The sequence below is a fragment of the Vibrio sp. R10-SG-ISO4 genome, assembly GCF_059834135.1.
The window spans coordinates 95,479-114,437 of record NZ_JCBDHJ010000013.1 but is presented as its reverse complement, the minus strand read 5'-3'; the positions used below and the strand labels follow the sequence as shown (position 1 = coordinate 114,437).

Here is an 18,959-nt window from a genome sequence, read left to right as displayed (position 1 = left end):
TCAATCGGTGGAAAGTGCAGAGCGCTCGGCTGCGGCTGAGCGCTCAACTTCATCAAACCCGCGCAAAATATTGCTCAGGGTCACCGCCGCAAACAGTGCGATGACAAACGATAAATGCCAAGCCTGGCTGAGACCGATCTGCACTAGCGTCATACTCACTAGCGCAGAGACAACCATTTGCCCGCCTCCCGACATCGCCGCCGCCGCGCCCGCTTGCTTTTTGTAGGGCAGCATCACCATCGCTTGCGCGCAGGGCAGCGCAATACCATTGCCTAAGATCATCAACAGTTGCCCCAACATTAAAAACAGTGGTTCTACCGGGCAAAAGAACAGCCACAGCGCTGCGCTGAGGTGTAAGGCGGGGGTAAACAGCAGCATCTTTTTGGTGCCAATCAGCGGTCTTACTCGGTTGCACAGGCTCGTGCCTGCCAACATACCCAGTGTTGGGATCAGCGCCCACATCGCGTATTCGTCGGAGGTCATGCCGATGTGATCTTGCATAATAAATGGCATCACCGACACCGTGGTGATCATCAAGCTAAAATTAAGCCAGCCGATGCTAGCAAAGCTCATAAAGTAGCGCGAGGTCAGCAGAGCACGGTATTGGCTCACCATCGCCTTTGGCGAGGGAATGGCACTGGTGCTGTGCAGCGTTTCATCAAAACGGAGCGCAATCACCACCCAGGCTAATCCGAGATAGCCGAGCAGTGAGACGAACACCATCGTCCAGCCAAAGTGAAAGTTGATAAAGCCGCCAAGCACCGGCGCCATGAGTGGGGTAATGGACGCCGCCATCGCAATGTATGACATCGCCACAGGCAGCTCTGGGCCACTAAATCGGTCGCGAGTCGAAGCGCGCGCTAATACTGCGCAGCAGCCAGTGCCGAGCCCTTGTAGAAAGCGCCCCGCGACCATGCCCATAAATGAGTCGCTAAGCGCAATGATCAGCATAAGACCTGACATCGCAATCAGCAGCCCAGTCAGCAGCACCTTTTTGCGACCCAAGGCATCAGAGATAGGGCCGTAGATAAATTGCGAAGGACCAAAGCCGAGCAGGTAAATACCGACCAAAAGCTGCGCTTCATCAAGCGTGATCGCAAAATCTTTTGCGATCCAAGGCAGCGCTGGAAAGACCAACCCCATACTGAGTTGGCCGATACTGATGATAAGGCACGCCAGTAAGATGGAGCGAAAGTGAATCGCCTTGGCCATTAACGGTCCCCTTTGCGCGTAGCGTTAGCGTGTTTTCCATGACCGCGGCGGCGCAATCCACCTTCGTGATCATGCTCACTGAGCTTGGCCTTAACGCGTTTGACGGTCGATAAACTGACATCACACTGCTCGGCAACCTGAGCTAAGGTAAGGCCTTCAAAGAGCAGCGCGGCAATCTGCTTGTGCTTGCTGCGATCGGCAGGTCTACCACGAAACTTCTGTTTCCATTGTTCTGGGTGACGCTTGAGTGCTCGGCGTCCTTGCTCGGCGGCAAACAAGCGATGCTGTGTTTGTACTTGCGCATAGCCGCTGAGCATACTCAGTAGCGTTTGTGTTTCTGCGGAATTAGGCGCAAAGGTCATGGGTTGGCAAAGGGTTTGCAGTGTCACTCCCTTGTCGAGAATATCCTCGATTGTTGCGAGAGCTTGGCTAAAATCACGCCCAAACACGGTGAACCACCAAATCACCAGCGTATCGCCAGATTGTAGATTGTTGAAGAGCGATTGAAATTGCTCCCTTTCATTGGGTGGCACGCAGCCTTGTACTTGGTCTTCAAAGTGCTTGGCATCGCCGGTGTGTGCTTGTAGTGCGGCCAAGTGTTCTTGATACGCTCGGTTTTTGGGTGAGAAGCGAGTATAGAGGTAAGTCGCCATAGTGACTCCTTAGTTAACGTAAAAGTCCAAATGATGTATTGGCTCACAATTAAGTTCACTATACTCGGGTTCATAATTTATGCAAACACCAAATGAGCCATTTACACTTCTTTACGAGGGGAAGTGAGAAGTTTACGTGAGTACGTGACAAGGTGCCGTTGTTGGCGCCTTGTCATTTTGATTCATCCAGCGGTTGGTGATCCAAGCGCACGAGCTATCAGCAGGTGATTGATGAGAACGCCATCATCATGGATGAAATCATTGTCGCCATCGTCACGCCGACTGAGAGGTTACTTCACACTTTCGATAACTGATCGCTCAGTACGATTGCCGCCAGCGTCTGCTGGCGGCATGGTAGAACAAACGCCATCAAGACACACATTATGACCATAACGCAGAGACACTTTTACGTCGGCACCTACACCGATGCCCCTAGCCAAAGCCGCGGCATTGCGCGCATCGCCCTAGATACTCAGACAGGAGAAATCACACGTTTAGAGGATGTGTGTGAGCTGCGTAATCCTTCTTATCTGGTGAACACCTCGACTGGGCTCTACACCTTCTCGGAGGTCTCTGAGCAAGAGGGGGCGCAAGTTGTCCATCTCCAACCAGCGGAGAAGAACGGAGCAATGAACTGTGCGCCGATCCACGGCGATGCGCCTTGCCATATCGCTATCGATGCTGCTCAACGGTTTGTCGCTGTTGCTAACTATGGCAGTGGCAATGTAAGTGTTCACTTACTCGATGAGAATCATCACCCTTCTTCTACGTCGACAACGCTTTTTATTGACGGATTTGGACCTAAGACTCACCGCCAATCAAGCCCACACGCGCATCAAGTCACCTTTATCGATGGTCATTTAGTGGTGGTCGATTTAGGCAGTGATCGGGTCCATTTTTATCGTCATCAAGATTCGCTCGCGTCGTTTGAACTGGACTACTCCGTGGCCCTTTCTCCCGGCAGTGGACCGCGTCACCTTGTATTCAATCAAGCTAGCAACCTCGCTTATGTGGTGTGTGAGCTCTCTGAAACGCTTGCAGTGCTGACCTATTCTCAAGGCCGCTGGTCTCAGAGCGCTGAGATCCCGCTATTGCCAGAAGAGACAGTCTATGAGGCGGCGAGTGCTATTTACCTTAACCAAGATGAGCGCTACGTGTACGTCTCTTGTCGTAAGCAGAACTGCCTCTCTATTTTGGATGTCTCAGTGACCCCACCTCAGAATATTGGCAGAGTCGATACACAAGGTCAGTTCCCGCGCGATTTTACCCTGAGCGCGTGTGAGTATTGGCTGCTGGTGGCCAATCAGCACTCCAATAACATCGTCAGTTTTCATCGAGAGACCCTCAGTGATGCATTCAGGCCCACCGGTTATGAGTGCTCAATTGATGCGCCTGTCTGCTTGGTGGAATACCAAGCTTAAAGCGTTGAGAATGGGCTGATAACGCCGCTTGCTCCACGTTCAATCACGTGGGTATAGATTTGAGTGGTTTTGACATCCGTATGGCCAAGCTGCTCTTGCACGGTTCGAATGTCGGCGCCACTCTCAAGAAGATGCGTGGCGAACGAGTGGCGCAGCGTATGTGAGGTCACAGGTTTTTCAATGTTGGCCCGTTTGGCCGCCGCTTTAATCGCTCGTTGAATGGTGGTGACATCAATGTGGTGCCTGCGAGTTTGATTGGATGCGGGATCGACACTAAGCCTGTCGGAAGGAAACAGAAATTGCCAATTGAGCGTTTTGTTGGCGCCTGGATACTTTTTGTCTAGCGCGCTAGGCATCATCACACCGGCATACTCCGGTGCGAGCAGGTCGGTTTGCCAAAGGCTTGCTACCGCTTCTCTTTGCTGATGCAGTGCTGGACACAGTTCTTTGGCCAAGGTCACAATGCGACTTTTGTTCCCCTTGGAGATGTGGATACGCAACGCGTAAAAATCAAAATCGATGTCTCCATAGCGCAGCCTGACACACTCTTTGACCCTTAAACCTGAGCCATACATCAACTGGATAGGCAAACGCCATTTGGGATTGGTATGCTCGAGCAGCGCGCGGATTTCTTGTTTGGTTAACACCACTGGCAGTTTCTTTTGTTTGGTCGCTTTTCGATATCGGATGTCGACTTTAATCGGCTGTTTCAAGATATGCTCATAGAGGAAAACCAGCGCGTTTAGTGCTTGAGCCTGAGTATTCGCCGCGACATTTCGATCAAGCGATAGGTGCGAGAGAAACTGCTCAACATGCTGGACATCAAGCGTGCTCGGATGTTGCTTATCATGATGGAGAATATAGCGTTTGATCCACGACACGTAAGCCTCAATCGTTTTATTGGCATAGTGCGATGCTCGCATATAATCGGTCACTTGTTGCAGAAACGGTGATTGGATTTTCATGACGTTTTGTGTGTCGGTTAACGGATATAAAACAGTGTACGCTGCCCTATTGGTGTTAGACTGCACTTTGCCGCACATTGCGACCAGTATCATAAGGGTTCATCCTTTAGCGAGTTGTTTTGCAAGGATTTAGCAGATTCCGTTCACAGAATCGATGCAGAATAGGCGGCGCTAGTTGGTTGGGTTAGGTGGTTTGGGGTTGTATATAAAGCGTTAGTTGGCGGGTGATTTTTAGGGCTAGTTCATCGTCTTCTTTGGCCATTCGTCTGGTGTTATCGGCAATTTGGCATTGTCGGTATCAGTGCTTGAATCACTCGAACCAAGTGCTTTTTAATGTTCGTGGGTTGCCTCATTGAGGTTTCGTGCAGGTTGGTTGCCAGTTTCGTGGGCGTAAAGTTGCGTTGAGTTTTGGTGTTTCAGGAGATGGTTTATGTGTTGTTCATCTGCTCGTCAGAATTGCCGCCTCAATAACTTCAACGGGTATTTTGTGTCCGCTTTCTTTGTCGGAGCGTAGTGGCTCACATTCCTTTGAGTAAATCGTGGGTAACTTTGGTTGCGGTGTTGTGGGCTTGGGTTCGGTGGTTTACTTTTTCGTACGGTGGCGTTTCTGGTAGAGCAACGCACTAGCCAACTAACCAGTTACTCAAGTGGACGCCAAACGCTCGGCGGTTTTGGCTTGGAGTTCAGTGGGTTTTGTGCGTTTATCGCAGGCGCCACTTAGCAAGGCGTTATACCGCAATCGAGAGTTCAATCAGAGACTAGCGATTGATTTCACTGTAATATGTGCTTATTTGCAATGTGTTAGGTTTGACTATGATTGACCAATTGATTTCTAGCCCCCCAGAAAATCGACGTTTCTGGGTCGTCCGTGCTGACGGAGGGAAGTATTTTCAGCATTTTTCGAAGTTTGGCGTTGTGGCTTTAGGGCACTTAGATAAACTCAACCTTCCAGAGACCAAAGTAGACTTTTTCAAGCCCGAATACGATAAATTAAAAGAGTCCTTAACAAACTTACACACCAAAAACGACAAAAGTTCTAGGCATAGTACAAATCACTTTAACCAAGCCAAGCACTTTGTTGCAGATATGAGTGTAGGGGATTGGGTTGTAACTGTTGGTGATAATGCTATTCGCGTCGGTCGAGTGACTAGCCCTGCTTATGTAAGTCGTAAGCCTCTGGAAATTATCTACGATGTTCAGAAAGATCTGAAACTTACATTGGGTATGACGCTTCGAAGAGATGTAAGTTGGGGGCCTAGAGTGCCTAAATCAGAACTACCTTATGGAGTTGTTCGAAGCTTAATGGCTAATCAGACACTCTTTTGTATCGATGAGCATTGGGAAGCTTTGTACCATATGTTGTTCCCAGTGTTTAGAAAAGATGATGATATTTACTTCACCGTTAAGATTAAACAAAAAGAAAATATACGAAATGTATATGTTTCAAAGATTCTAGATTCTTTAAATGATTTAGAAGCATTAACTCAAGCCAACTTAAACGATGTGACGGTTGAGAGTTACCAAAAATATTTTCTATCTCTTGTAGAAAATGATGAGCTGTTATTAACCACTAAAGCGCAATTTCACTCGCCTGGTGATATTTTAGCTAAGTTACATGTCGGTAAGAAAATGGCTTCGGCATATTTTATTTACTCACTTATGTTCGGTAATGCACACCTAGGAGTTGACGGTTTAATCGACCTTGATACTAGGCATAAGTTAATCGACTTAGTTATAAAACGAGCGGAGGCTAATGGTCTAGATAGCGTTAAAGAAAAGTTGGCAATACAGCCACCTAACTATGACACAAGTGCTTTAGATTCTGATGAAAAAGATGTGAAAGGCATCCAACAGGTCAAGAACTAAGCGGTATAACAATGCATTTAAGAGTGATTCCCAACGCTTGGCATTTTTCATTCCATCGTTGGGTTTTGTGTTTACTGTGGTCTGGTTAAGTTTCTTGGTAGCGTTGCTCACACCTTAATGCGGCGTTATGCGACCCGACGAAAAAGGAATTTGGAGTGGAAAAAATAATTGATGAACTGGTTGCTCAGGGGTATGAAGTATCCGGTAGTAACTCAAGTATTCGAGTTAAAGTAGGAGGATTAGCTGGTAAAGCTATCATTCGTAAAAGTACTTATTCAAATACTTTTGTAGTGTCTAGCCATACTTGGGTTCAGCTTCTAGCGTTGACTTTGGGTCTTTCTTCCATCTTATCGTCGCTCTCTAGTCAGTGGGGGCAGCCTGATTTGAGTGGCACTATGTGGTTTGGTTTATCAGTTGGAATTCCAGTTGTAATTGTTGGGTTTGTTGCTGCTATTATTTCAGAAATTCAATTGCAGCCCATCCGTCAAATCGTGCGAATGGCAAATTCAAAGTTATCATCACCAATCGCTTAGTATCAAGTTTGAAGTGCGACACTTTCTACAGATGCGCATGAATATACTCCGTTGGTGTCCTATACCCAAGTCTTTTGCGAGGGCGTGTATTTAATTTATGTGCAATTTCATCACACAACTTCTGTGTCACGTGTGACATAGATGTTCGTTTTGGTAAGTATTGCCGTATTAATCCATTGGTGTTCTCATTAGTTCCTCGTTCCCACGAATGGTATGGATTTGCAAAATAAAACAAACAGCTATGGAACCTTTCTAACTGTGCGTATTGGTGAAATTCAGTCCCGTTATCTGCTGTAATTGTCTTAAAGGGCAAGCTTGAGCGGCTCATTATCTTGCTCATTCTTATATTCAGAGACTCTGTCGTTCTATCGTCCAATTGACCTATAAAAGTATAACCCGTCATTCTGTCGACTAAGGTCACAATGCAGTGTTTACTTCCCCGACCAACGACGGTATCAATTTCCCAGTGGCCTGGCTCTTTTCTCTCCTCTGCGGCTGCCGGTCTTGCCGTTATATGGCGCTTCGAGGCTAGGCGTCCTCTGCTGTCTTTTGAGTTGTACCTTTTACGCCTTATTTTGGTTGACTGACGCAGGTGCTTCCACAGCGTTCCGCCTTCAGTTTTATCCTGCCAAACGTGCTGATAAATCAGCTCGTGGCTCATCGTCGGATAGCCTCTCAATCGCAAATATCCAACCACTTGGTCTGGACTCCAGTCCAAGCGCAGCAAGGCCTCTACTAGACTGAAATCAGATTTATCGTAGCGCTTGTTGCGCCTCGAATAGCTTAATCTTGTTCGAGCTCGCTGTTGAGCTCTTGCTGGCTGATAAGAATACCGTTTGTTGTAACCACAATAGCGAGCGTTACGCTCAACTTCTCGATAGATGGTCGACTTGTGACGACCTAGCTGTATTGCTATGTTGGCAACCGTTGTTCCTTGCTTTCTAAGCGCAGAAATCATATACCTTTCATTCTCAGTGAGGTGTGTGTAATTCATGGTTCTTCACTTCTTGGCGGGAGTAAAACTTATGAATAGCACATCTCACTGTTTTATTGGTGGCAAGTGTCGCACTTCGTACTTGAATCCAAGTCGCATAACAAATTGCTTAACAGGGACTCCTAACGCTTGGCCACTTTCATTCAAATCGGCTTCAGTGTTTAGGGCACAAATTTTTAGTTGGGTGGTTAAGCGTTATCGCCCGTTAGCAAGGCGTTATGCGACCCGACGAAAAAGGAATTTGGAGTGGAAAAAATAATTGATGAACTGGTTGCTCAGGGGTATGAAGTATCCGGTAGTAACTCAAGTATTCGAGTTAAAGTAGGAGGATTAGCTGGTAAAGCTATCATTCGTAAAAGTACTTATTCAAATACTTTTGTAGTGTCTAGCCATACTTGGGTTCAGCTTCTAGCGTTGACTTTGGGTCTTTCTTCCATCTTATCGTCGCTCTCTAGTCAGTGGGGGCAGCCTGATTTGAGTGGCACTATGTGGTTTGGTTTATCAGTTGGAATTCCAGTTGTAATTGTTGGGTTTGTTGCTGCTATTATTTCAGAAATTCAATTGCAGCCCATCCGTCAAATCGTGCGAATGGCAAATTCAAAGTTATCATCACCAATCGCATAACAAATTGCTTAACAGGGACTCCTAACGCTTGGCCACTTTCATTCAAATCGGCTTCAGTGTTTAGGGCACAAATTTTTAGTTGGGTGGTTAAGCGTTATCGCCCGTTAGCAAGGCGTTATGTTTAATGAGGAAGTATGAGCGAAAATATAGAAAAATTTGATGAGCTTGTTGCAAGAGTCTTTGAAAAACTATATTCAGAGTTTCCTAAGCAAATTGTTCTCGATCCTTGTGAATTAATGGATTATGACGCAACCGGATATTGGGATGACGGTGGCGAATTTGTCGATCCTCTTAGTGAAGAAGATAATGAGTTTTTTTCTTATACTCTTTCCTGGCTGTTTGACTCGGGTTATCTAATTGGGAAATTTGGTGGTGCGTGGAACTCCCGAATGACACTATCGCTTCAAGGTCTTCAGTTGCTAAAATCCGTACCATCTTCAGTCGAGTCAAACGAGTCACTTGGTGAGCAACTTAAAGATGCAGTTAAGAGAGGCTCTATAGATTATGCGACAAATCTAGTTAGGGATGCACTAAGTGCAAACAATGTTCTGAATTTGCTATCCGGAGTGTTTAATTAAACATAACAAAGCGTTCAAGACGGATTCCCAACGCTTGGCATTTTCGGTTTGATTCGACTTTAGTGTTTACGGCACAATGGTTTAAGTCTGGTGGTAGCGTTGCTCACCACTTAACGCGGCGTTATACGTTCTAAGGAGGAACGGTGGTAGTAATATATGGAATCAAAGAGTATTTGAACCCGATCAAGGCTCAATTATCTGATGTAATTCAAGCCTCGATGACACAAGTGTTGAGTCTGCCCGAAAGCAAGCGTGCTCACAGAATTGTGCCACTCGATCAGTCTAACTTCTATTATCCAGAAGGTCGTACGGATGCTTATACAGTCATCGAAATCAATATGATGGAAGGGCGTAAAGCTGAAACTAAAAAAGCTCTTATAAAGGCACTTTTTGCCAATATCGAATCTAGTTTGGGTATTTCTCCTGTAGACATCGAAATCACGATCAAGGAGCAACCACCACACTGCTGGGGTTTTCGTGGCATGACCGGAGATGACGTTAAAGACCTGACATATAAGGTAAATGTCTAGCTGTGGATATGGTGGAAACAAACGTATAACAAAGCGTTTAAGGCAGATTCGCAACGCTTGGCAGTTTTGATTTGAATCCGCTTTAGTGTTTACGGCACAAAGTTTTATGTTAGGTGGTAGCGTTGCTCACTACTTAACGCTGCGATTGTCTAGTAATCCTCAATGAACAAAGAAAAACAATAAAGATATTTAATACAATTAATATCAATTGGTTACATGGATTTTATGTGTTTATGGTTGTTCATTGAAGTCTGCCGCTATACAATATTTTTGCTACATATTAGCTACACAAGGAAATGTGTCATGGCAATCAAGCAAAAAATCACAGCAAACTCGATTAAGAACTTTAAGGTCGAAGATAAGCGGCTCAACGATACGGAAATCAGTGGATTTCATGCGCGCATATCTCCCAAGGGCGTGATCAAGTATTACCTCTACTACCGCATTAACGGCAAACAACGTAACTTCTTACTAGGCTCTGCAACCGCACTGACCCCTGCACAAGCTCGAGACCTTGCAAAAGAGAAAGCAGGTCAAGTTGCCAGTGGTGAAGATGTTCAAGTTACCCGCCATGATGCAAAAAAAGAAGCGCTCAGAAACAGTCTAACCCTTGGGAAGTTTCTCGATGAGCACTATAAGGCTTACCTCTTCTCGATTAACGTTAAAACGGCAGAAAAGGCGTTCAAATCTCTCAAGAATGCGTTCAAACATTTAGCAGACACACCGCTGATAGACATTAAGGCATGGGATATTCAGCAATGGGTATCGGAGAAAAGTAAACTAGGTCGCACCCCTGCAACGATTTCCAACCTCTATAACCGTTTACGTGCTGTCTTCAATCGGGCTGTGGAGTGGGGGTTTATTGATTCTCATACGCTCGACAACGTGAAGATTCCTCGAATTGATAACAAACGGATTCGTTATCTTTCAACCAGTGAGGAAAATGCTTTGCTTAATAGTATCCGCATGCGAGACGCGCGGTTGAAACAAGAGTACCAAGACAAATACGGCAAGCGAGCCGAGGTTATCGTTTCACAACGCTATATCGACTACCTAGAGCCACTAATCATCTTAGCGATGAACACTGGCATGCGTAAGGGCGAAATGCTTACCTTGAAGTGGGAGCACATCAACATGGAAGACCGCTACCTTACGATTCGTTCGGAAAATGCCAAGTCTAAGAACAAGCGCACCATTCCTCTTAACAACACTGTTTATGAAATGTTGTCGGTATGGCATAAGCAAAATCCAGAATCGATACTGGTGTTTGAAAAAAACGGTTCTCCGATTAGTACCTATCAGTACCAGTGGGAAACCTTACTCAACGATGCGGGAATAGAGAATTTCCGTTTTCATGATTTGCGCCACCACTTCGCTAGCAAGCTTGTCATGAAAGAGGCTGATTTAAACGTTGTCCGTGAGCTGCTTGGTCATGCCGATATGAAAATGACGTTGCGTTATGCGCATCTTGCGCCCGAACATAAATCCGCTGCGGTAAACCTAATAGGTTAGTGTGTTGGCCTAATAGGCTAATCACTTAACCTAATAGGCTTGATTAACGGTCAATGTAGTAAAGCTTGAGCCTTGTACAATCAAGCTTAAAGCCAGAATAGCCGATGCTATTTGGCAATTGCGTGAGCTATTTAAAATAACATTACCTAACGGATTTAAAATCGATTTGGAATGTTTTAAAAAGTATATGCACACACAGTTCGTTACCTAACGTTATGTAACGAATCTTTATAGTAGTAAGATAACGTCAAATGGACGGTTGGCAGTGAAAAGACGCTTTATTCGATTAGATGAGATTGAACAAAAAACCTCTTATACACAAGGCGACATCCTGGACTTCGTAGAGCAAGGCTTGTTTCCACTATGCGCCAGAATCACTGAGCGCCATATGTCTGCCCTACACGTTGTTGAAGGGAAAGACGCGGTCTCTATGGTCTTTTCTTACGATGGAATGGTAGCACTGTCTAAGGATGTTTCGCGGGCGTTCACTCGCACCAATCAGAAGCAAATCGTTAAGCGAGTCTTAGTTCTAGAACCAAACAAGATACAACATTGGAAAAGCCCAGAGTCTGTCTTTGGAGCAATTACCAATACTCGATTGAAAATGGTTTCAAATGTCGCTATTCCACAAAAACCATTTGTCGCGCTCACCAAAGTTCTAATGGGGCAATCACTGAAGCAAGTAGGGTCGAACTTTATTGCAACTTTGATGAGCTTAAGTGATAAGGAACCGCCCGAAGGGATGCCAAGAGAGGTTGATAATACTCTGTATTTCCAAGCGTCCAATATTGTCATCAAGCCTGAAGATTTGCGCTTAGATTTGCATGAATTGAGCACAGTGTTGGGTTCAAATGACACTGAAAAACCGACGTGTCAAAACGTGATTGAGGTGTGCTCTGATGAAGTGGTCACACACCCTATTGAACAGATTGTGTATCGAATACTTCGCAGCGACCGTAACTTGAGAACCGACAAAATATGGCGCTTACTACGCCTTGATGTCAATCGAGAAGGGAAGCGAAAGTATGATATTGATAGTGTCATTGACGAAATGACAGCGGATGATATTTCTTGGTTTGGTCGGGGTGTTGATTCGACACTAACGATGTCTTATGACTCCTTTCGAAGAGGGCTGGTAGCTCGTGTAAGAAAGGCGGTCAAAGCCGAATAACAATTAAGGTCAATGATAACGTCAATGTCAGCGTCAATTGACGTTTCAAGCGATTAGTGTTGAGTCTCCATAAACACAAGGAGACAACAACATGACACAGGTTACTGTTGAAAAACGCGCATACACTGAACAGGAAACATCGGCTTATATCGGTATGAGTCGTTCATTCTTACGACAAGCTCGAATGGAAGGGCATCGTAAGAATCGCACTGATGCACCACCATTCATTAAAATTGGTCGAGCAGTACGCTACCTCAAAGAAGATTTAGACCAATGGTTAGAAAGCCATACTAAGTTGAGTCACCTTTCTGAAGGGGGGCTGATGTATGTGTAATCTGACGCCTGACCAAATCACGTTATTAACATGGATGCGCACAGGACGGACATTTCAAATGTGTTCGGAATATTGTCCGAACTACGGTGATGTTCAGCCTAAAACACGGCTACCAATACGCGTATTTAGAAAGACCATTGAGAAGCTATTTCAAGAGGGGCTTATCACCTATAAGAGCACCTTGATGTTTGGTATTCGTTGGGACGTGTTTTCTCTTACTGAAAAAGGGAAAACGGCGTTATGAGTTGCATAAACTTATCAGTGATAGACCGTGATGATAGAGCCTTTGCAGAGCAAAGGCTTTATCGCTTTCCGGTAGAAGTTCAAAATATTCTGTTCAGTGAATATATGCGCAAACCGACTAAGTTTGAGCGCAATACTTACTTAAGGGTGACAGCCGATGAATTGGCTAAAAAGTTATCGATCCCACTATCTAAGCTTGAGCTAAATCTATCAGAAGACGATTTAAGACAAAGAGCCAAACATAACGCTAAATCGGTTCTGGCATTGCGTAGGCAATACCGTAATGACACCATTGCTTTAGAGCCTGTTCGTGCGCTGGTGAAAACTGAGGGGATAGTAATCAAAGCACAGTTGTACTCGCTGGCGGGTGAGTTAGGACGGTACAGTGATCACAAATGGTGGCTTAGACAGCTTAGAAAGGCGTTAAGACGTAATATCGAGACGGTTTTGCATCATCTTAACCGGGTGAATAAGAAAAACAGTCTGTACTGTTCTACGCCAACTCTGATTGCTCGTGTTAAACAGAAGCAATATCAAAAAGCCTATCTAGAAAATACAATTGCGACCAATGAGCATGGCCAAAGTTTTTCATTGCTTGAATTGTCCCAGAAAGGCGTGTCCGATCCAAAGATTCGTAAAAGTGAATTAATGGTACGCGCGCGAGGGTTTGAGGACTTGGCCAATGAGCTTTCTCATGTAGCAACGTTTCTTACCATTACGTGCCCATCTAAGTATCACCGTAGTTACTCAAAGTCAGGGCGTGAAAATCCTAAATGGGGCGGCTATACACCGCTAGACGGACAATCTTACTTAAATAACGTATGGCAACTTATCCGAGCGAAATTGAGCCGTTTGAATATTCGGTTTTATGGTTTTCGTGTAGCAGAGCCACAACATGATGGAACACCGCATTGGCATTTGCTGTTATTTGTCGAGCCGAAACACTATGAAGAAATGGTCTCAATAATGCGTGAATATGCTCTAAAGGAAGACGGCGAAGAAACAGGGGCGAGTGAGCACCGTTTTACAGAAGTGAAAATTGACCCAAAGAAAGGTTCAGCAACGGGTTACATCGCCAAGTACATTTCAAAAAATATCGATGGCAGTGACATAGATTGTGGTGTGTATGGTGAAGACCCATTAGAAGCCGCTGCGCGAGTCGATGCGTGGGCGGCGTGTTGGGGTATTCGACAGTTTCAGCAATTGGGTGGTTGCTCTGTGACGGTATGGCGAGAGTTAAGACGGCTCAAAGATATGCAAGGTTTGCCAGAACGAGCGAAAGAAATCATCGAAGCAGCAGACAAAGGTGACTGGAAAACATTTACTCAAAAAATGGGTGGAGTCTTTAGTATGCGTAAAGAGCAGGTTTTTAAGCCTTACTACGAGCTTTCGGTAGATAAAGGCAATGGGGTGGTAAAAACAAGCCAATATTGCACACAGGAGCTTATACGGGCGTTAAAAGGTGTCATCACCGCAGGGCGCGAGTTCATTACAAGAATTTTTGAGTGGCGCATCGAATCAATCGTGCGACATGCTTTTTAACTTGGAGTTCTGTGAATAACTGTATTTTTGATATAAAACGAGTAGAACCAATGAGTTTGATAGTAAACTACTAGGAAAGTTGGCAATCAAAATAGCGCTTAATGAACTACTACGATGACAATGCTCAGGATTTCTACAATGGAACAATCAATGTAGAAATGATGAGTCTCTATGAGCAATTCATTCCACATTTAGAGGAAAGCGCGCACATCCTAGATGCAGGGTGCGGCTCTGGTCGCGATACCTTAGCGTTTAAGTCAATGGGCTATCAAGTACATGCCATTGATGCCAGTCGGGAGCTAGCTAGACTCGCAGAAGAGCTAATTGGTCAGCCTGTAGAGGTGACAACGTTTCAGCGCTTTGTAGCAAAAGATAAATTTGATGCGGTTTGGGCGTGTGCTTCGTTACTTCATGTCCCATATAAAGAGTTAGTATTGGCGTTCAACAATCTATGTGCTCACTTGAAAAGCTCCGGCGTATTCTATTGCTCATTCAAGTATGGAGAAGATGAAGTTGAAAGAGATGGGCGCCATTTTACTAATCTTAATGAACTACGGCTCGCCACCATACTTGACGAAACACCACTGACGATAAAGAAAACTTGGGTTACGTCAGATTTACGTAAAGGTCGAGAGAATGAGCGTTGGTTGAACGCATTGCTAATAAAGGGCAAACATGAAATTTACCAATGAAGACTTCTTCAAAGGCATCGTGCTTTTTGGATTAAATGCCGCAACTTACAAAATGGCACTAGCGCAAACTTTGCTTCAAGCGTCACGAAATCAATCCAATGAATTACTCTGGGGAGATTTGTCTAGAAACTACTTTAATGCCTACCTAAGTCGCTTGGAGTCGAATCCTATGCCACAGCAAGGTAACCCGAATAGACTCACCAAAATGGAGCGTATCGTTAAAGAATATCAACTCGGTGTTTTGACAGAAAATGAAGCTATTCAAAAAGTAGGTGATACAGCGTTTGAAGATGTCGTACCTAGATTTCAGACAATTGGCACTGACAAAAGTATCGTTGCTAATTATTTTTATGACATTGAGCAAGGTAAGCGATTAGTTCTCAAGGATAGCCTGTTAGGTCTATCTCAAAACCAGATAGACACGCTGGAAAGTGAAATTAGTGCAAGGTGGGGGCTGCTTGAAGGCGCGTTCAGCATAAACCAAAGCTCATTTGAGTTAGCTAACGATATCAGAGAAATCTATCTCAAAGACGGGTATGAGCGGAAATCGTTGACCCACAACATTCCTTTTCTATCTGGTTATCAGGGGAACGTGTGTTTCTACTGTGGTGAACCGATGGGTGACGATATTCATGTCGATCATGTTTTGCCTAGGCAAGTGATAAACCATGATGAAGTTTGGAACTTGGTGTTGGCGCATGGTGACTGTAATCTATTAAAGTTAGACCGCTTGGTTGGTGAACATTTCATACGAAAGCTCATAGCGCGCAACGAGAACATTATGGGCAGCAACCATCCTTGGAAGTCCAAAATTCAAACGGCACTAGGAACAACGTCAAAACGCCGAGCCAGTGCTTTAACAGCGCATTATGACAACATGAAAACAGTATTGGGCCGATACTATTGGGGAGGGGCTGAGTCATATGACCCAGCCAATGACCCATTCTATAGAAGGCTGATCACGGCGCTGAACAATAAGTAACTTGTTTATGCCCCTTTGCAATTCAGCCTGATTTTGAACCGATAAATTCCGTCCCTGATTGATCGGCACTACCTGCACGAACGGAAGTTAAGATGCGGTGATAGCTTTCTCCCAGAACCGCCCAAAAACGGTGTGGCCAACCAGGAATCATTGTCTGCATTTTTATGCAAATTCATTTAACGAGATCGTTTGCAATTAGACATTTTCACCCTAGCAACGATACTCAAACTAAAGTGAATACATCTATAGAGAGGTGCAGATGGTTCGGTTGCTAAAAATTCTAGTATGTCTATCAATCTCTTTTACGCTTTGGGGATGCGAGAGTTTGTTTTTTTGACCAACAAAAAAATTAGTACAATCTCCCGAAATCTTGGAGTTTACGAAGACTGATTTCTTTTTTATGCCGATGACGGTACAAAGTTACACGCGTGGAAAGTGCTTAGAGACAAGGAAAAGCAAGGTACAGTTTTCTTTTTGTATGGGAATGCTCAGAACCTTAGTTATCATGTTGCTAATATCTATTGGCTATCTAAAATTGGGTGGGAAGTTGTGATAATGGACTATCGCGGTTATGGTCTCTCTGAAGGGGAGCCAGACTTTGCATCGATTCAGATAGATGCACGAGCAGGATATCAGCAACTTCTAGGTCAACAAACAAGCAATCTGCCAAATATAGTATGGGGACAAAGCTTAGGAGCATCCGTCGCAGTGAATTTAGTTGCCGAGCTTTCCCCGACAGAGCAACCACAAGGGTTGATTATTGACAGTGCCTTTAGTTCACACCGGAGGATAGTGCAAGAAACCCTTGGGAAATCATGGCTCACCTGGCTCTTTCAATATCCTTTAAGCTGGTTTATTACCACTGATTACTCCCCATTAACCGCAGTATCTCAGGTAATGGGCGTTCCCATTCTTATTGCTCACAGTAACAATGATCCTCTAATTAGCTCAAGTCATGCAGAGGCACTGTTTGAACAAACCAATGCTCCTAAGCAACTTTGGATTTCTGAAACCAGAGGCCATATTACGATTTGGGATGACCCAGTCTGGCGTAATAAACTCATTTGCCAGTTGAAGCAGTGGTCTAACCTGCAACCTCATAAGCAAGTATGTGGTACTGATAATTAAATTAATTATTTATCATATAGATACCAAGAATGTTTATAACTAATTTTATTGATTTAACTAAAGTATTAGTATAGATTGCCCTCTAGAACAAATACACTAGAGTTTGGTTGGTATACCTTATTACACTTGAAACAGTTAATTATATTTATTTTTATCGCCATATCTTGCGTTGTATCTAGAGCAGCTTTCTCACAGGAGAAAGAAACAATACTAAAGTATGACTTGGCAACAATTAGCTCTTCGCCTACGTGGCATTTACTTCTTCATCATGAAGAAGGATTGTTTTCATCTGGTAGCGCTGTTACTAGCCCATCATTCTTTTTATCACCCATCGGTCAAGATGACCCAGAAACAGAACTAAGAGAGACTGTTCAGGCATTTACTAAAACGCCTAGTATGCAATGCCGTTTCCCTGCTAGGAAAATATGGCTAAAAAATGTGATGCCCGACATGTCATTTCCTGAAGCAAGATGCCCATCGTATGAACAATATATTGATGCGTTTAGAACCGAAAGCATTAGTGTGGTATACGCAAGCGGCTATCTTGGAAATCCTGCATCAATGTATGGGCATGTTCTACTAAAATTTAATGCCCGTGGTAGCACGGAATTACTCGATAACACGTATAGTTATGGAGCGATGGTTCCGGGCTCTGACAACAAGCTTGTTTATATCTACAAAGGCATTACTGGAGGTTATCAAGGGCACTTTGCAAACCAGAAGTACCACCATCAAAACCTGGCTTACAACGAGTCGGAGCTTCGTGATTTATGGGAGTACCAGCTAGACCTACCCCAAGAAAAAATTGATTTTCTACTTGCACACTTGTGGGAGCTAGAAAATACCAGCATGACCTACTACTTTTTCAAGCAAAATTGCGGCTATCAATTGGCTAAGCTATTAGAGCTGGTTGTTGATAAGCCCCTTTTGGCTCCCAAAAAGGTCTGGGTAATGCCCTATGATTTAGTGATGATGCTCAACCAACCTGAGACACAAAGCTATGTGCACAAGGTGATCTACCATGAGTCTCGTCAGGAGAAATTATACAACCGATTCAGTCAGCTCAATTCTGATGAGAAAAATAGTGTAGAAAAAATTATTGAAGCTCCATTGGATGAAACTCTGGCTGTCATTCGCGTTCTTGATGAAGAAGAGGCAAAGCGAGTGATTGACACCATGTATGACTATTACGCGTTCCTAGAAGTTAAACATGACGGTCTTTCTAAGGCAGAAATGGCAAAACGAGAAAAGCTGCTTACCGAGCGTTTCAATTTGCCGGCAGGACAAACTAGCTGGAAAGAGCCAAACACGCAACCACCCCATAAAGCCCAAAATACTGCAATGTTTCAACTATCTCCGCTATACAATGATGCATTTGGAGAAGGGGTAAACCTGCGCTTTCGTGCAAACTACTATGATTTGCTGAATATCAATGCTGCGCGAATACCATTTTCTGAGTTAAATACCTTTGATTTGAGCTTGCTATACACTTCAGAAAAAAATAGCTGGTCAGTACGAGAGCTAACTTTGTTCAATGTATTGAATCTAAATGTATCTCAGACCGGATTAGCTGAAGATAAATTCCATGCATGGGCTCTTAACGCAGGCTATAAACCAAACAATATCTCCTGTATTGACTGCTCTGATATGTATATTGGCGGTTTTATAGGGGAAAGCCTTAATTTGACAAATAATTCAGCAGGCTATGCAGCTATAGCTGGTGAAATTCAGTTTTCGGACCTTTCTAACGGTACTGCTTACCTTGGTCCGGAAGTTGGAGCGGTGCTAAATATAGCTCCGTACTGGGTTACTTCCCTAAAAGTGGGAAGTGGCTATAACTTAAATAAAATAGCAGAATACAAAAACTATCTCAAATGGGAACAGCGTTTTTTTCAGAATCGAGACTTCGATTTTAGAACGCTAGTCCAATATGATAAAGCTTTTGAATACGCTATAAACTTTTCAACGTATTGGTAATA

The 18,959-nt window shown here is 44.3% G+C and carries 19 protein-coding genes; 15 read left to right on the top strand and 4 right to left on the bottom strand.

Going from position 1 to position 18,959, the window contains the following annotated elements; genetic code table 11:
* Entirely contained in the window at positions 1-1,212 is a 1,212-nt protein-coding gene (locus tag AC6R03_RS06995) for a multidrug effflux MFS transporter (protein WP_500630611.1), read from the bottom strand.
* A complete protein-coding gene (locus AC6R03_RS06990) occupies positions 1,212-1,865 on the bottom strand; it encodes a recombinase family protein (protein ID WP_500630612.1) in 654 nt (217 codons plus the stop codon). The genes AC6R03_RS06995 and AC6R03_RS06990 overlap by 1 nt, the downstream gene beginning before the upstream one ends.
* A gap of 383 nt (positions 1,866-2,248) precedes the next feature.
* Here AC6R03_RS06990 and AC6R03_RS06985 point away from each other — a divergent pair, with 383 nt between their 5' ends.
* Entirely contained in the window at positions 2,249-3,286 is a 1,038-nt protein-coding gene (locus AC6R03_RS06985) for a lactonase family protein (protein WP_500630613.1), read from the top strand.
* On the opposite strand, the gene AC6R03_RS06980 is transcribed toward AC6R03_RS06985, so the two are convergent.
* A complete protein-coding gene (locus AC6R03_RS06980; RefSeq protein WP_500630640.1) occupies positions 3,283-4,245 on the bottom strand; it encodes an integron integrase in 963 nt (320 codons plus the stop codon). The genes AC6R03_RS06985 and AC6R03_RS06980 overlap by 4 nt on opposite strands.
* An 819-nt stretch (positions 4,246-5,064) precedes the next feature.
* Here AC6R03_RS06980 and AC6R03_RS06975 point away from each other — a divergent pair.
* On the top strand, positions 5,065-6,117 hold the full coding sequence (locus tag AC6R03_RS06975; protein ID WP_500630614.1) for a hypothetical protein: 1,053 nt from the start codon (positions 5,065-5,067) through the stop codon (positions 6,115-6,117).
* A gap of 155 nt (positions 6,118-6,272) precedes the next feature.
* Positions 6,273-6,650 (top strand): hypothetical protein, encoded by a 378-nt coding sequence (locus AC6R03_RS06970; protein WP_500630615.1) that lies wholly within the window; start codon positions 6,273-6,275, stop codon positions 6,648-6,650.
* A 25-nt stretch (positions 6,651-6,675) separates the two neighbouring features.
* On the opposite strand, the gene AC6R03_RS06965 is transcribed toward AC6R03_RS06970, so the two are convergent.
* On the bottom strand, positions 6,676-7,644 hold the full coding sequence (locus tag AC6R03_RS06965) for an IS30 family transposase (protein ID WP_500630616.1): 969 nt from the start codon (positions 7,642-7,644) through the stop codon (positions 6,676-6,678).
* Between the two features lie 246 nt (positions 7,645-7,890).
* Between AC6R03_RS06965 and AC6R03_RS06960 the strand changes: the two genes are divergently transcribed.
* From AC6R03_RS06960 to AC6R03_RS06905, 12 genes are all read left to right on the top strand, one after another.
* The gene (locus AC6R03_RS06960) at positions 7,891-8,268 is read left to right on the top strand and encodes a hypothetical protein (RefSeq protein ID WP_500630615.1); all 378 of its coding nucleotides are present in this window, start codon (positions 7,891-7,893) and stop codon (positions 8,266-8,268) included.
* A gap of 134 nt (positions 8,269-8,402) precedes the next feature.
* On the top strand, positions 8,403-8,846 hold the full coding sequence (locus tag AC6R03_RS06955) for a hypothetical protein (protein ID WP_500630617.1): 444 nt from the start codon (positions 8,403-8,405) through the stop codon (positions 8,844-8,846).
* A 143-nt stretch (positions 8,847-8,989) separates the two neighbouring features.
* The gene (locus tag AC6R03_RS06950) at positions 8,990-9,376 is read left to right on the top strand and encodes a tautomerase family protein (protein WP_500630618.1); all 387 of its coding nucleotides are present in this window, start codon (positions 8,990-8,992) and stop codon (positions 9,374-9,376) included.
* Between the two features lie 303 nt (positions 9,377-9,679).
* Positions 9,680-10,888 (top strand): site-specific integrase, encoded by a 1,209-nt coding sequence (locus AC6R03_RS06945; protein ID WP_500630619.1) that lies wholly within the window; start codon positions 9,680-9,682, stop codon positions 10,886-10,888.
* A gap of 265 nt (positions 10,889-11,153) precedes the next feature.
* Positions 11,154-12,059, top strand: coding sequence for a hypothetical protein (locus AC6R03_RS06940; RefSeq protein ID WP_500630620.1), 906 nt, complete (start codon positions 11,154-11,156; stop codon positions 12,057-12,059).
* Between the two features lie 91 nt (positions 12,060-12,150).
* Entirely contained in the window at positions 12,151-12,393 is a 243-nt protein-coding gene (locus AC6R03_RS06935; RefSeq protein ID WP_500630621.1) for a helix-turn-helix transcriptional regulator, read from the top strand.
* A gap of 58 nt (positions 12,394-12,451) precedes the next feature.
* Positions 12,452-12,637 carry a hypothetical protein gene (locus AC6R03_RS06930; protein WP_500630622.1) on the top strand — a complete coding sequence of 62 codons (186 nt, stop codon included), beginning with the start codon at positions 12,452-12,454 and terminating at the stop codon, positions 12,635-12,637.
* Positions 12,634-14,178 carry a replication endonuclease gene (locus tag AC6R03_RS06925; protein WP_500630623.1) on the top strand — a complete coding sequence of 515 codons (1,545 nt, stop codon included), beginning with the start codon at positions 12,634-12,636 and terminating at the stop codon, positions 14,176-14,178. The genes AC6R03_RS06930 and AC6R03_RS06925 overlap by 4 nt, the downstream gene beginning before the upstream one ends.
* Positions 14,179-14,279: 101 nt before the next feature.
* Positions 14,280-14,870 carry a class I SAM-dependent methyltransferase gene (locus AC6R03_RS06920; protein ID WP_500630624.1) on the top strand — a complete coding sequence of 197 codons (591 nt, stop codon included), beginning with the start codon at positions 14,280-14,282 and terminating at the stop codon, positions 14,868-14,870.
* On the top strand, positions 14,854-15,852 hold the full coding sequence (locus AC6R03_RS06915; RefSeq protein ID WP_500630625.1) for an HNH endonuclease: 999 nt from the start codon (positions 14,854-14,856) through the stop codon (positions 15,850-15,852). The genes AC6R03_RS06920 and AC6R03_RS06915 overlap by 17 nt, the downstream gene beginning before the upstream one ends.
* Positions 15,853-16,287: 435 nt before the next feature.
* Entirely contained in the window at positions 16,288-16,980 is a 693-nt protein-coding gene (locus AC6R03_RS06910; RefSeq protein WP_500630626.1) for an alpha/beta hydrolase, read from the top strand.
* A gap of 126 nt (positions 16,981-17,106) precedes the next feature.
* Complete coding sequence (locus AC6R03_RS06905; RefSeq protein WP_500630627.1) at positions 17,107-18,957, top strand: Lnb N-terminal periplasmic domain-containing protein; 1,851 nt, start codon at positions 17,107-17,109, stop codon at positions 18,955-18,957.
* Positions 18,958-18,959 lie beyond the last annotated feature (2 nt).

What these genes read in the sequence shown, in the direction of transcription:
- AC6R03_RS06995 (WP_500630611.1), bottom strand. Translation starts at nt 1,212, where the DNA reads ATGGCCAAGGCGATTCACTTTCGCTCCATCTTACTGGCGTGCCTTATC.
- AC6R03_RS06990 (WP_500630612.1), bottom strand. Translation starts at nt 1,865, where the DNA reads ATGGCGACTTACCTCTATACTCGCTTCTCACCCAAAAACCGAGCGTAT.
- AC6R03_RS06985 (WP_500630613.1), top strand. Translation starts at nt 2,249, where the DNA reads ATGACCATAACGCAGAGACACTTTTACGTCGGCACCTACACCGATGCC.
- AC6R03_RS06975 (WP_500630614.1), top strand. Translation starts at nt 5,065, where the DNA reads ATGATTGACCAATTGATTTCTAGCCCCCCAGAAAATCGACGTTTCTGG.
- AC6R03_RS06965 (WP_500630616.1), bottom strand. Translation starts at nt 7,644, where the DNA reads ATGAATTACACACACCTCACTGAGAATGAAAGGTATATGATTTCTGCG.
- AC6R03_RS06955 (WP_500630617.1), top strand. Translation starts at nt 8,403, where the DNA reads ATGAGCGAAAATATAGAAAAATTTGATGAGCTTGTTGCAAGAGTCTTT.
- AC6R03_RS06945 (WP_500630619.1), top strand. Translation starts at nt 9,680, where the DNA reads ATGGCAATCAAGCAAAAAATCACAGCAAACTCGATTAAGAACTTTAAG.
- AC6R03_RS06935 (WP_500630621.1), top strand. Translation starts at nt 12,151, where the DNA reads ATGACACAGGTTACTGTTGAAAAACGCGCATACACTGAACAGGAAACA.
- AC6R03_RS06930 (WP_500630622.1), top strand. Translation starts at nt 12,452, where the DNA reads ATGTGTTCGGAATATTGTCCGAACTACGGTGATGTTCAGCCTAAAACA.
- AC6R03_RS06925 (WP_500630623.1), top strand. Translation starts at nt 12,634, where the DNA reads ATGAGTTGCATAAACTTATCAGTGATAGACCGTGATGATAGAGCCTTT.
- AC6R03_RS06920 (WP_500630624.1), top strand. Translation starts at nt 14,280, where the DNA reads ATGAACTACTACGATGACAATGCTCAGGATTTCTACAATGGAACAATC.
- AC6R03_RS06915 (WP_500630625.1), top strand. Translation starts at nt 14,854, where the DNA reads ATGAAATTTACCAATGAAGACTTCTTCAAAGGCATCGTGCTTTTTGGA.